The 13,808-nt window shown below is 35.9% G+C and carries 11 protein-coding genes; 9 read left to right on the forward strand and 2 right to left on the reverse strand.

All coding sequences use genetic code 11. From position 1 onward, the window contains the following. Positions 1 to 31: 31 nt before the first annotated feature. Complete coding sequence (locus CSC80_RS10345) at positions 32 to 883, forward strand: N-acetylglucosamine kinase (RefSeq protein WP_074673146.1); 852 nt, start codon at positions 32 to 34, stop codon at positions 881 to 883. Positions 884 to 887: 4 nt separating this feature from the next. Here the strand turns inward: CSC80_RS10345 and CSC80_RS10350 are convergent, their stop codons facing one another. Continuing rightward, a complete protein-coding gene (locus CSC80_RS10350) occupies positions 888 to 1,268 on the reverse strand; it encodes a RidA family protein (protein ID WP_074673147.1) in 381 nt (126 codons plus the stop codon). Between the two features lie 20 nt (positions 1,269 to 1,288). Next, a complete protein-coding gene (locus CSC80_RS10355) occupies positions 1,289 to 3,973 on the reverse strand; it encodes a putative LPS assembly protein LptD (RefSeq protein WP_099191618.1) in 2,685 nt (894 codons plus the stop codon). 179 nt (positions 3,974 to 4,152) lie between these two features. On the opposite strand from CSC80_RS10355, the gene CSC80_RS10360 reads away from it, so the two are divergent. The 8 genes from CSC80_RS10360 to CSC80_RS10395 all read left to right on the forward strand — a co-directional run bounded on the left by CSC80_RS10360 (position 4,153) and on the right by CSC80_RS10395 (position 13,737). After that, positions 4,153 to 5,481 (forward strand): N-acetylmuramoyl-L-alanine amidase, encoded by a 1,329-nt coding sequence (locus CSC80_RS10360; RefSeq protein ID WP_099191620.1) that lies wholly within the window; start codon positions 4,153 to 4,155, stop codon positions 5,479 to 5,481. Positions 5,482 to 5,528: 47 nt separating this feature from the next. Next, the gene (locus tag CSC80_RS10365) at positions 5,529 to 6,494 is read left to right on the forward strand and encodes an MlaD family protein (protein WP_058103285.1); all 966 of its coding nucleotides are present in this window, start codon (positions 5,529 to 5,531) and stop codon (positions 6,492 to 6,494) included. A 15-nt stretch (positions 6,495 to 6,509) separates the two neighbouring features. Then, positions 6,510 to 7,835 carry a (Fe-S)-binding protein gene (locus tag CSC80_RS10370; RefSeq protein ID WP_099191622.1) on the forward strand — a complete coding sequence of 442 codons (1,326 nt, stop codon included), beginning with the start codon at positions 6,510 to 6,512 and terminating at the stop codon, positions 7,833 to 7,835. An 8-nt stretch (positions 7,836 to 7,843) separates the two neighbouring features. Then, positions 7,844 to 8,635, forward strand: coding sequence for a (Fe-S)-binding protein (locus CSC80_RS10375; RefSeq protein WP_099191624.1), 792 nt, complete (start codon positions 7,844 to 7,846; stop codon positions 8,633 to 8,635). A gap of 17 nt (positions 8,636 to 8,652) precedes the next feature. Continuing rightward, positions 8,653 to 9,135: an ABC transporter ATPase gene (locus CSC80_RS10380; protein ID WP_071341805.1), complete on the forward strand. Its 483-nt coding sequence runs from the start codon at positions 8,653 to 8,655 to the stop codon at positions 9,133 to 9,135. A gap of 94 nt (positions 9,136 to 9,229) precedes the next feature. Beyond that, positions 9,230 to 12,139 (forward strand): glycoside hydrolase family 3 N-terminal domain-containing protein, encoded by a 2,910-nt coding sequence (locus CSC80_RS10385; protein ID WP_099191626.1) that lies wholly within the window; start codon positions 9,230 to 9,232, stop codon positions 12,137 to 12,139. Positions 12,140 to 12,158: 19 nt separating this feature from the next. Beyond that, positions 12,159 to 13,298 carry an N-acetyl-alpha-D-glucosaminyl L-malate synthase BshA gene (bshA, locus tag CSC80_RS10390; protein WP_099191628.1) on the forward strand — a complete coding sequence of 380 codons (1,140 nt, stop codon included), beginning with the start codon at positions 12,159 to 12,161 and terminating at the stop codon, positions 13,296 to 13,298. Next, entirely contained in the window at positions 13,291 to 13,737 is a 447-nt protein-coding gene (locus CSC80_RS10395; RefSeq protein ID WP_099191630.1) for a hypothetical protein, read from the forward strand. Before bshA ends, CSC80_RS10395 begins: the two co-directional genes overlap by 8 nt. Positions 13,738 to 13,808: the final 71 nt, after the last annotated feature.

Here is a 13,808-nt window from a genome sequence, read left to right on the forward strand (position 1 = left end):
TCAGGTTTATTTTTTTAAAGACATTCGGTATATGATTTTAATAGTAGATAGTGGTGCAACCAAGTCAGATTGGATTGCTTTAGATGAAAATGGCGAACAGCTTTTTTTAACGCAAACATTGGGTTTAAGCCCAGAAGTGTTGACAAAAGATGTCATAGAAGATCGCTTAGCGAATAATTTTGAACTTTCTAAGAACAGGGAGAAAGTCAGTCATTTGTACTTTTATGGTGCCGGTTGTGGTACCGATCGTATGAAAGTCTTTTTAAAAGGTATATTCAAAGACTTTTTTCCAAATGCAAAAGCAGATGTAAAGGAAGATACATATGCGGCAATTTTTGCTACTACCAAAGTTGGTCACCAAGGTATCGTTTGTATTTTAGGTACGGGGTCTAATTGTAGCTATTATGACGGTAACCAATTATTTCAAAAAGTAACTTCATTAGGGTATATACCTATGGATGATGGTAGTGGAAATTTCTTTGGACGTAAGTTGATACGTGATTACTATTTTCATAAAATGCCATCTGATCTAGCGCATAAGTTCGCAGCTTCGCATGATTTAGATGCCGATGTAATTAAAGAAAACTTATACAAGCAGCCTAACCCAAATACGTATTTGGCAACCTTTGCTAGGTTTTTAATTGAAAATAAAGAACATCCGTACTCTAAAGGGGTTATAGATAAAGGTTTTCAGCAATTTATAAATAACTACGTAATGCAATTTGAATTGGCTACAAAGGTGCCGATCAATTTTGTAGGTAGTATTGCGCATTACCTAAGAGATGAATTAACATCTGTACTGCTTAGAAATGATTTGATCGTTGGTGTTATTAGGCAAAGACCTATTGAAGGGCTTGTGGAATTTCACAGATCAAATATGTAAAACGTTATTTTACGGCAATCATTGAAATTTCAACATTTACGAACTTAGGTAAATTTGCTACTTCAACGGTTTCTCTTGCTGGTGCAGTTTCTGCATTAAAGTAAGTGGCATAAACTTCGTTTACTTCGGTGAATTGATTCATGTCACTGAGAAATATTGATGATTTAACAACATGTTCAAAGGTCATTTCAGCTTCGGTTAAAATGGCCTTTAAATTTTCCATAGACTGTTTAGTTTCCAATTTAATATCACCTGAAACTAATGCGCCACTTTTTGGATTAATTGGAATTTGCCCAGAGATATATAAGGTGCCATTACTTAAAATTGCTTGGTTATATGGGCCAATTGGTGCTGGGGCATTTTCTGTATTTATAATTTTTTTCATCGTAGCTAATGTTTAATTTTTTAATTCTGACTTCTGTTTTCCCACTTAAGGTCTTTTAAGATAGAAGAATCTATACCAATAAAGAAATACCATCTTTTATAGGTGCCAAAAGGTGTCCAGTTAAAACGCATGGTGAAACTTTTTAGGTCTCGTTGAAAACGCAATTGGGTTAAGGTGAAACCTTGATTTTTGAAATCATAACCAGATGAACCTCCTATAGACCACCTTGGCGCAAGCTCTATGTCACCAGAAAACATTAAAGAGTGACTACTAAATTCATTTTGCCTTGCTGTGTTGCTATAGTTTGCGGAATAGGCCAACCTAAAATTCCATGGTATTTTGGTTCCATATATTGGGTTTTCAACATCGGCATTTTTGTCGTCCTTCCTAATGGGGTTTGAATTGAAATCATCGGCCCTTCCAAAAAGGTCGTCATCTCTACCACCACTTTGCGCTACGTAATCAAAAGGATCTTCATCTTCTTCCTTCCTTCCTTTGTCATCTTTTTTATTGAACATATCACTACTAATAGAATAGGATACATTGGCATTAGCTCTAGTAAGTCTAAATAGGCTACCGCCATTGTCAATATTCCATGTGTCTATTCTTCTACCATTATTATCTATGGCATAAGGGTCTAAACCGGCAGAAAAATTAATGGACATTTTGTTGTCCAAAATGTTGGTTCCACCATTAATGCTCAGTGGATTCAATCTAAGGGAATCAGATTCGAAATTATATCCGGTGGAGACATTAAAATTACTTAAAAGAGATATTTTTTTAGGTTCAAGTTTTGTGGAGTCTTTATCCTTTACCTTAGCTTCTAAAGTGTTGGCCAATGAAAAACTTAAGCTGTTAGACTGCCCTAAAGAAGGTGCTCCGTTTAATGTTCCCGTAAAACGACTGTATTGTACTTCTACACCGTCTTCACCTAAATATTCGTCATAAAATTGCTCAAATGAGGGTGCATAGCCATAACTAAGAGAAGGCCTAAGTGTGTGTCTAATAGCTTGAATTTTTTTGTCCTCACCAAAATTAAAAGTACCATATAAGGTAGTTCCAATACTTGCACTAAAATTATAGGTATTGTAACGGTCAAAACCACTAACCGTATCTATAACAACTTCCTCGGCAACATCGTCATAGCTTCTGTTGTATGTTTCCAATGTCCAAACATCTTCATAGTTACCGCCCAAACTAACGCTGAAAAATTTAGCAACCTTAAAGTTCGTTGCAACAGGAATACTATGACTGGCACCTACACGGGCATTGTCAAACATCCTAGACGTGAAAAAATCCTCGTCATTTGTCACTAACCTATTTTGTGCGTTTACGCTGTACTGAAAGTTGATGTTGTCTATGATTCCTTTCTTTACACCGTCTTGCTTTACAAACGGATAAATACGCTCTACACTTGCTTGAAATGTAGGCAAGGTCATATTAATATTGTCATCATCGTCATCATCATCTGTAGCTACCGATGTCAGTTGTGAGTGGGTAGCGGTCAAACTCATGTTCACAGAAGGGTAATTTGGAAATGTTTTAGAGTATGAAATTGATGATGATAGGGTGTTGTTCTGGGTATTTGGTAAATTTCTTTGTTGTAAGGAATTTTGGTAATAATCGCTACTTCCTAAATTTACCGATGCTGAAAATCGTGAGTTGGGACTTGCCTTGGTGTCTTGTGTGTGAGAAAATTGAATATTATAGTTTCTAGAAAGACTGTAATCACTAAAACCTTTTTGGCTATTAACGATATTTTCAAATCTTAGGTTTACATTACCACGATACTTGTACCTTTTAGTATAAATAGATGCTGTTCTAAATGCGTAACTTCCGTTCGTATAAAAGTCTCCGGATAAAGTAATGTCGGCATAATCACCTAATGGTACATAATACCCCATATCTTGTAAAAAGTAACCCGCATCTGGATCGTTACCGAACGAAGGCATTAAAACACCTGCTGATCGGCCAACACTCAGTGGAAAATAAGCAAATGGCATTGCTATTGGGGTTGGTACATCTGCAATATATAAATTGCTGAACCCGGCAATCACTTTTTTCTTGGGAACAAATTTTGCTTTTCTAACCCTTATATAATAATCTGGGTTAATAGTGTCCGTTGAGGTGGTCAATTTTCCTTCGCTTAGAAAGTAAACGGAATCATTCTCTTTTTTGGTAATCTCGGCATAAACCTTCATGGCATCACTACCCAAAGCACCGGCTGCCGCTTGTTGTTCTGTTCGTGAATTCCAGATCAGTGCCTTTTGCGTATCAAAATTAAAACGGATAGAATCTGGTATAACAATGTTCGATCCCAGTTTAAAATAGGGTAGCTGGCTGTAATTGCCAAGTGAGTCAACCATTCTACCGGCATACACCTCATTTTTAATGTAATCCATGATGATGATACCAGCTTTTAACTCCGTATCTTGATAATAGATTTCAGCTTCGTTATAGAGGTAAATTTTATTTTCTTTTTGGCTTAATTTCACATAATCTTTAGCCTTATAAGTGATTTTATCTAAAAGTAAAGGAGGCTTTTGATTAAGGGAATCTGTAACCAAAGAATCATTGGCTATAGAGTCTTTTATTGCGGTTGGCGGAAATAGTGGTGCAATAATTGAATCTCTCTCTGCTTTGATATTGAGCGGAGTGATTTTTCCTTCTTGACCGATGGCAAAAAAACCACAGACAACAACCATGAATAGGAAAAGTAAGTATTGTTTGTTTGATTGCAAGGCTATATATCCTATTTTTGTAAAGGTTTGGCGGTCAAATGAGCCGTTATTTGAGATGTCAAACTTACATATATTTTTTAATCCCCATGTAGGGTCTTACAATAAATTTAACCATAATAAGGGCGATATAATCCCCAATACATATGAAAATAAAATTCTTAAGCATTTCATTGGTTTTAGTTACAGCCGTATTTCTACTGTCTTTTACTGTTGATAAACAAGAAGTTGAATCTGATGATCCATTTATTGTTGTTTTAGATGCCGGTCATGGTGGTCATGATCCAGGAAACTTGGGAAATGGGTATTTGGAGAAAAAAATCGCTTTGAACATTGTTTTAAAAGTCGGTGAAATTCTTGAAAAGAATAAGGATATTAAAGTTATCTATACGCGTAAGGATGATACGTTCATTGATTTGTACGTTAGGGGCGAGGTTGCCAATAAAGCCAATGCAGATTTGTTCGTGTCGGTTCATTGTGATTCCCATACCTCAGATGCGCATGGGGCAGGTACCTTTGTATTAGGGTTGCATGCCAATAAGCAAAACTTTGAAATTGCGAAAAAGGAAAACTCTGTAATTTATTTAGAGGACAACTATGAAAATAGGTATGCGGATTATGATATTAATTCGCCGGAATCGGTAATAGGTTTGACCATTATGCAAGAAGAGTTTTTGGATCAAAGCGTTGCTTTGGCCACAATGATACAGGAAAATTTTTCTAGCCAACTTAAAAGGACAGATAGAAAAGTAAAACAAGCCGGTTTTATAGTCTTGCACCAAACTTTTATGCCAAGTGTTCTTGTAGAGACCGGTTTTCTTACCAATAAGGATGAAGGTGCTTATTTAAATTCTACTAAAGGGCAGAATGAAATGGGAGATGCCATTGCGAAAGCCATATTGAATTATAAAGAAGGCGTACAACCTACTGTAAAGAATGTAGAAACTACGGTTTCTAAACCTAATGTGCCGCCAATTAAAGAAGAAGTGGTGGCTAAAGCTGATGAAAAAAAGGAACTGGCTGTTAAAGAAATAGCTGAGATTGAAGAGAAAAAAAATGTAGCTAAAGAAACTGTTGCAGAAAAAGTTTCTGAGGTTGAAAAAACGGAACCTATTAATACACCGGCGGTTGTTGTAAAGAAAGAAGAGGTTGCTCCAAATGTGCAGGTAAAAGAAGCGATCAATGCCAATGAAGTAGCTAAATCCATTGTCTTTAAAATTCAGTTAATGGCAAGCAGTAAGAACGTAGCACTTAACCCTGGTAATTTTAAAGGACTTTCAAACCTTTCACAAGAACCTTATAAGAATTTATACAGGTATATGTATGGTGAAACAAGGTCATATAGAGAAGCTAAAATGATGCAAGGTCAGGCACAGGGTAAAGGATATAAATCGGCTTATATTGTAGCTTATAAGCTTGGAGAAAGAATTCCTATTCAAGAGGCTATAGACGAGGTTTCTCAATTTAATCCATAAAGTGTAAATATTATTCATAATTTTGAGTGTAATAAAAATACAGTTGCTTGAAACTATCTAGAGAATTAAAAACGGGAATTATTGTAATTGGTGGCATACTACTGTTCATCATGGGATTCAGTTATTTAAAGTCCACTCCAATTTTTGATAATAGCAAAACCTTTTTTGCAGTTTACCCTAATGTTGGCGGACTCCAATCTGGTACTACTGTTTCTATTAATGGTTTTAGTGTTGGTAAGGTTAATGATATTAGGTTTTTAGATGAAAGGGGAAATCTATTGGTAACTTTTACGGTTGGTAATGATTTTAAATTTTCTAAAAATAGTACGGTAGAATTATATGATACAGGTATTATTGGTGGTAAGGGTTTACAGATAAAACCTATTTTTGATGGTGCACCCGCGCAGTCTGGAGATACTTTAAAAACTGAAACAAGGCCCGGTATTACCGATCTAGCACAGCAAAAACTAAATCCATTGGTACGTAAAGTTGAATCTGCAATTTCTGGAGCGGATTCTGTATTGGTGAATGTGAATTCTGTCTTGGATGAAAACACCAAGAAAGAGCTGAAAGAAGTTATAGGTGGTTTAAATGAACTGATCACTAGCTTAAACGGAAGTGCATCAACACTTAATACCGTTTTGGCCGGAAATGAAGAAAAACTAAATACTTCATTTGAAAATTTTGAAAAGCTTACGGCTAATTTTGCGAAACTATCAGATTCTTTAAACGCTGCCGGTCTTGGCCGTACCTTGGCCAGTTTGGAATCTACCATGGCAAATCTAGATCAGCTAACAGCCAAAATTGAAAATGGCGATGGTTCTATGGGCTTACTTATGAATGATAAGGAGCTTTATTCAAATCTAAACAATGCTTCTAGAGAGCTAGACTTATTGCTGCAAGATTTTCGTTTAAACCCTAAAAGGTATGTAAACGTTTCGGTTTTTGGTAAGAAACAAAAAGATTATGAATTACCAGAAGATGATCCTGCCGCAAATTCTATAGAGAATTAAAGAAGACTTAATTATATGCAATATCTCCCTAATGTAATTTTTGTAATCCTACTTGTTGTGGGTGTTGGTTTTTTTGTCAAGAATATTAGCAAGCTAAAAAGAAATATATTTCTTGGTAAAGAAGCTTCTTTGAATGATAATAAACCACAGCGTTGGAAAAACATGGCTAAAATTGCCCTTGGGCAAACTAAGATGGTCGTAAGGCCAATTGCCGGTATGCTGCATATCATTGTTTATGTTGGTTTTATCATTATTAATATTGAGGTTCTTGAAATTATTTTGGACGGTATTTTTGGTACCCATAGAATGTTCGCCGTTCTAGGGCCTGTTTATGATTTTTTAATTGGCTCTTTTGAAGTTCTTGCGCTATTGGTAATAGTGTCTGTGGTGATATTTTGGATAAGAAGAAACATCATAAGGTTAAAGCGTTTTCTTAAGCCTGAAATGGAAGGATGGCCAAAAAACGATGGTAACCTTATACTTTGTATTGAGTTGGTTTTGATGGTGCTATTCTTGACCATGAATGGGGCTGATTATCAATTGCAACAAATGGGGGCAGACCACTATGCGGCTGCAGGTTCTTTTCCAATAAGTAGCATGCTTTCACCAATTTTTGAGAATATGTCCATTCCTACACTTGTACTTGTTGAGCGTATAGCTTGGTGGTTACATATTGCCGGAATATTGTTTTTCCTTAATTACTTATATTATTCAAAACATTTACATATTCTTCTTGCCTTTCCAAATACATATTATGGTAAGCTTACTCCTAAAGGGCAATTTAAGAACCTACAGTCGGTAACAGATGAAGTGCGTATGATGATGGACCCAGATGCAGATCCGTATGCAGAACCTGCTGAAGATGCTGCTGTGCCAGATAAGTTTGGAGCATCTGATGTGCAAGATTTAAGTTGGGTACAATTGTTAAACGCTTACACTTGTACAGAATGTGGTCGTTGTACAAGTGAGTGTCCGGCCAATCAAACCGGAAAAAAACTATCGCCTCGTAAAATCATGATGGATACTCGTGATAGACTTGAAGAGGTAGGAAAGAATATCGATCAAAATAAGGGTGAATTTAAAGATGACGGTAAGCAATTACTGAACGATTATATTACGCCAGAAGAGTTATGGGCATGTACATCCTGCAATGCTTGTGTTCAGGCCTGCCCAATTAGTATTGATCCACTATCTATCATTATGGATATGAGACAGTATTTGGTCATGGAACAATCTGCCGCTCCAACAGATTTGAATAATATGATGGGTAATATTGAAAATAATGGAGCACCTTGGCCATTTAATCAAATGGACCGTTTAAATTGGAGTAAAGAATCTTAAAGAGAGATATGGCAAGTGAATTAAAAGTGCCTACAATGGCAGAGTTTTTTGCAGCTGGAACAGTTCCCGAAGTATTATTTTGGGTTGGTTGTGCCGGTAGTTTTGATGATAGGGCAAAGAAAATAACGAAGGCTTTCGTTAAGATTTTGAATAAGGCGAATGTTTCATTTGCTGTGCTTGGTACAGAAGAAAGTTGTACCGGTGATCCGGCAAAACGAGCTGGTAATGAGTTTTTGTTTCAAATGCAAGCAGTTACAAATATAGAGGTGCTAAATGCCTACGAGATTAAAAAAATAGTTACGGCATGTCCGCATTGTTTTAATACGATAAAAAATGAATACCCTGGTCTAGGCGGTAATTATGAAGTTGTACATCATACTCAATTTCTTAAAGACCTGTTGAATGATGGTAGAATAGCTATGGAAGGAGGCTCTTTTAAGGGTAAACGAATTACCTTTCATGATCCTTGCTATTTGGGTAGAGCTAACGGAGTTTATGAAGCACCAAGAGACTTGATCAGAAAGTTGGATGCTGAACTTATAGAAATGAAAAGCTGTAGGCAAAGAGGTTTATGCTGTGGTGCAGGTGGAGCGCAAATGTTTAAAGAACCTGAAAAGGGTGATAAAGATGTAAACATTGAGCGTACGGAGCAAGCTTTGGAAACCAAGCCGGAAATAATTGCTGCAGGTTGTCCGTTTTGTAACACCATGATGACCGATGGTGTTAAGAACAAGGAAAAAGAAGGTGCTGTTGCGGTAATGGATATTGCCGAATTAATTGCTACCGCAGAAGATTTATAAATATAAAAGTATAGAAATTGCTAGTAGACTTTAAAACATTACCGGAAACTTCCAGAGTTTGGATTTATCAGTGCAACCGTTCATTTTCTGATGTGGAAATAACTGAAATCAGTTCAGATTTAGATGCTTTTCTAACTTCTTGGACTGCGCATGGTAATGATTTAAATGCCGGCTATGAAATAAAGTATAAACGCTTTATTATCATTGCACTTGATCAATCTACACAAGGTGCTACAGGGTGTTCAATAGATGCATCTGTGCGTTTTATTCAAGAATTGGAAAGAAAGTACAATGTTATGCTTTTGGATAAAATGAATGTTTCTTATAAGCAAGGAGAATTCGTAGCCTATAAAAGTCTATTGGATTTTAAGGCAATGGCGAAACAAAAAGCCATTTCTAAAAATACTATTGTATTTAACAATCTGGTTGCCAATAAGGGAGAGTATTTAGAGCATTGGGAAGTACCTGCTTCCGAAAGTTGGCACGCTCGTTTTCTTTAACATAATTTCTTCTTAAGTATTAGAATTTATTGGGTTTTATCGATGAAATGCAATAATTTCAACCTGTATTAGTTATCTCAGTACATATTATTTTATGCGCCATATTTTTATTATTATTTGTGGGTTGTTTTGCTATTCGGTACTATCAGCCCAAAATCCGTTAGTTACCGGTGATAGTTTAGGACAACAAGCGTGGGTGAATAGCCAATATGCTCAAATGAGCTTGGATGAAAAACTGGGGCAATTATTTATGGTCAGTGTAGCATCTAACCAAAGCAAACAGGCTACCGATAAAATTAAAAACCTGATTGTTCAGGAACACTTAGGCGGTGTTATTTTTTCCAAGGGCGGGCCAGTACGTCAAGCAAAACTTACCAATAATTATCAAGCTGTATCTAAAATCCCTTTATTGATCGGGATGGATGCCGAGTGGGGACTTTCCATGAGATTGGATTCTACTTATGCTTTTCCTTGGAATATGACATTAGGTGCTATACAAGACAGTTCCATTGTTGAAAGAGTAGGTTATCAAATAGGTAAACATGCCAAACGTTTAGGGGTGCATATAAATTTTGCTCCAGATTTAGATATTAATACCAACCCAAAGAATCCTATTATAGGAAATCGTTCTTTTGGTGAAAACAGGGATAATGTAGTTCAAAAAGGAATTGCTTTTATAAAAGGAATGGAAAGGGCTGGTGTGTTGGCCAATGGGAAGCATTTTCCCGGTCACGGAGATACCGAGGTAGATTCTCATCATAATTTACCCATAATTCCTTTTTCCAGAAAAAGGTTGGATAGTCTAGAATTGTATCCGTTTAAAAAATTAATAGGTTCAGGTTTAAGCAGTATTATGGTTGCCCATTTAGAGGTGCCAACTCTTGAAATGAAGAAAGAACTGCCTTCTTCAATCTCAGAACAAATAATTACAGGAATTTTAAAAGAGGAGTTAGGGTATAATGGCTTGATTTTTACAGATGCCCTTAATATGAAGGGAGTATCCACAACCGGTAAAGAGGGTAGTGTAGAACTTGCAGCTTTTATGGCAGGTAATGATATGCTATTAATGCCAGAGAATATTGTAAGTGCCAAAGAGAAATTGACTAAGGCTTATGAAAAAGGTAAATTGACAGAGAATCGTTTAGCCTATTCGGTTAAGAAAATTCTAATGGCAAAATACAAGGCAGGTTTACATCATTACAAACCCATTAAGCTTGAAAACCTATATAACGATTTAAATGGCCTTGAAGATGATATTGTTTATGAGCAAGCTATAGAAAATGCTATTACCGTAGTTAAAAATAAACTGGATCTTCTATCCATTAAGAACTTGGACAATAAAAAAATTGCCTATGTTAAAATGGGGAATTCGGACAACGAGGCATTTGTCCAAGGGTTAAAGAATTATGCAGAAGTTACCGTAATTGAGGCAAGTGATATTACTACTTTAAAAACAAGACTAAAAGAATTCAATTTGATTATTGTTGGTCATCATATGAATAATGAGAGTCCTTGGAAGTCTTACAAATTCTCGAACTCAGAATTGGAATGGCTGCAGGAAATTGCTAATGAGCGTACTTCTAATCTTATATTATGTGTATTTGCAAAACCATACGCACTATCGGATATCGATTCGTTCAATAATATAGATGCTGTGGTAATGGCATATCAAAATAGTGATATCGCCCAAGAAAAAACTGCAGAAATACTATTTGGTGCTGTAGGTGCTACAGGTAAATTGCCCGTTACGGCGCATGAAGAGTTTCCGGTGCATACCGGAATAGAAGTTAAGTCTTTGAGTAGATTGGGCTATAGTATACCAGAACGTGTGGGTATGAGTTCACAAGGACTAAAACGAATTGATGAATTAATGCACGACGGCCTTGATAGTTTAATGTTTCCTGGAGCGCAAGTGCTAGTGGCTAGAAAAGGTAAGGTAATCTATCAAAAAGGATTTGGTAAACCTACCTATGATTCTAAAGAGAACATTACTAACGATTATATTTATGACTTAGCTTCCCTTACCAAAATATTGGCAACATTGCCTATGGTCATGAAGATGGAGGAAGAGGGTAGAATTGGGCTTAATAATACGTTTGAAGAGTTGGTTCCTAATTACTCCAATACAGAAATTAAGAACGTAACAGTGCTTAAAGCATTGTCCCATTACGGGCGTTTGCCGGCATGGATTCCTTTTTATATTAGAACATTGGATGAGAACAAAAAGCCTTCAAGTGAATTTTATAGAAATTCACCTTTGCCAGGTTTCTCTACCAAAGTTTATGATAATCTGTATTTAACAGATGCCTACCAAGATTCCATTTACAATAGAATAGGGAGGCAAGATTTAAAATCTAACCGGTATAGGTATAGTGATGTTCCTTACTACGTAATGAAAAAGGTAATTGAGGATAGCTATGGACAAAGGTTAGATCATTTAACCAATAATTTTTTATACCAAAGAATAGGAGCAAACCATACAACTTACAATCCTTTAGAGAAATTTGATAAGAATAGTATAGTGCCTTCAGAAGAGGATGATTATTATAGGTACGGCACGGTTCAAGGATATGTTCATGATATGGGAGCGGCCATGCAAGCAGGTGTTGGTGGTCATGCAGGTTTGTTCAGCAATGCCAATGATATTGCAAAAATTATGCAGATGTACCTTCAAGATGGCTATTACGGCGGTACAAAATTTTTTGATTCTAGAACGGTTAAGAAATTCAACACTTGTTATTTCTGTGAAAACAATGTAAGAAGAGGAGTAGGCTTTGATAAGCCTCAATTACAGCACAGCGGACCAACATGTGGTTGTGTTTCTCGAAAAAGTTTTGGGCATAGTGGTTTTACGGGAACTTATACGTGGGCAGATCCTGAAGAGGAAATTGTATATGTATTTTTATCTAACAGAACTTATCCGTCCGCATCTAATACACTTTTAGTTAAATCTGGGTTAAGAACTAGAATTCAACAAGCCATTTACGATTCAATTCTGAATTAAAAAAGGTAATTTTGTTGTAATGAAAATAGCAATAGTATGTTACCCTACCTTTGGAGGTAGTGGTGTAGTAGCAACGGAATTAGGTATAGCATTGGCCAATAGAGGTCATGAAATTCATTTTATTACATATAAGCAACCAGTTCGTTTGGAGTTGCTGAGCAATAAAATTTTCTTTCATGAAGTGCATGTTCCAGAGTATCCGTTATTTCATTACCAACCATATGAACTTGCCTTATCCAGTAAATTGGTTGACACCATTAAGCTTCATAAAATAGACCTTTTACATGTGCATTATGCCATACCACATGCCTATGCTGGCTATATGGCCAAGAAAATGTTAGAGGAAGAAGGTATCTATGTGCCCATGATAACAACATTACATGGAACAGATATAACCTTGGTGGGTAAACACCCCTTTTATAAGCCTGCCGTAACGTTCTCAATAAACCAATCTGACGTAGTTACTTCAGTGTCGGAAAGTTTAAAACAAGGAACTTTAGAAACTTTTGATATACAAGGTGACATCGAAGTCATTCCTAATTTTATAGATGCTAAAAAGTATAGTACCTCCTTTACCGACTGCCAAAGGTCTAACATGGCAACAGAGGAGGAACGTATTGTAACTCATATTAGTAATTTTAGAAAGGTAAAACGTATACCGGACGTAATTAAAATTTTCAGTAAAATTCAGTTAGAAATTCCTTCTAAATTGATTATGGTTGGTGAAGGACCTGAGAAAGCTGGTGCAGAACGTTTATGCGAAGAATTGGGTATTTCCGATAAAGTTATATTTCTAGGTAATAGTAATGAGATAGATAAAATTCTGTGTTTTTCAGATTTGTTTCTTTTGCCATCGCAATCGGAGAGCTTTGGTCTTGCGGCACTTGAGGCAATGATCAATAAGGTGCCTGTTATTTCTAGTAATGTGGGTGGTATACCAGAGGTCAACACAGAAGGTGTTAGTGGGTTTTTAAGTGATGTGGGAGATATTAATGATATGGCTTCCAAAGCAATTACCATTTTGAAAAATGATAATGTTCTGGAAAGATTTAAGTTAAATGCGCTTAAGGAAGCCCAACGATTTGATATTCAGAAAGTGGTGCCGTTATACGAAGAAGTTTATGTACGAGCTTATAATGGAAGATTGAAAAATGTTTAAATATTCTATTTATTTACTATTAGCCGCCATAATACAATTAAATTCTTGTAAAAGTACTGCTCAAAGTAATTTGCAAGAATCTGATGATGTTGGTATGGAACTTATTTTAAATGAGAATTATAGCGGATTTGAACAAGAGAAGTATTTTTTGATAAAAAGCCAAAAAGAATTAAGTGCTTTTTACGGCAAAATAAATAGAACCCGTAAGCCGGGGTTGACTCCGCCAAAAATAAACTTCGATTCGGAAATGATTTTGGTCTGGTGTGGGGATAGTTCAGCAACTAACTATGCTAATTTCAAGGTGAGTGAAAAAGATGAGTTTATAGAGCTTCATAAACTAAAAAGTAACACTTCTGAAGAAGAAAGTAAATTGGTGGTAAGCCCTTTTAGTATGTATAAATTACCATTAAGCCCAAAAAGTCTTAAAATTAAAAAGTAATTAATCGATAATATTTCTACATTCAACTATCAAACGATTTTAACTGCTGTATACAGTTATTATTTTTTAAC

Origin of the sequence: Maribacter sp. 6B07, from assembly GCF_002700155.1 — a bacterium.
GTDB classification, from domain to species: domain Bacteria; phylum Bacteroidota; class Bacteroidia; order Flavobacteriales; family Flavobacteriaceae; genus Maribacter; species Maribacter dokdonensis.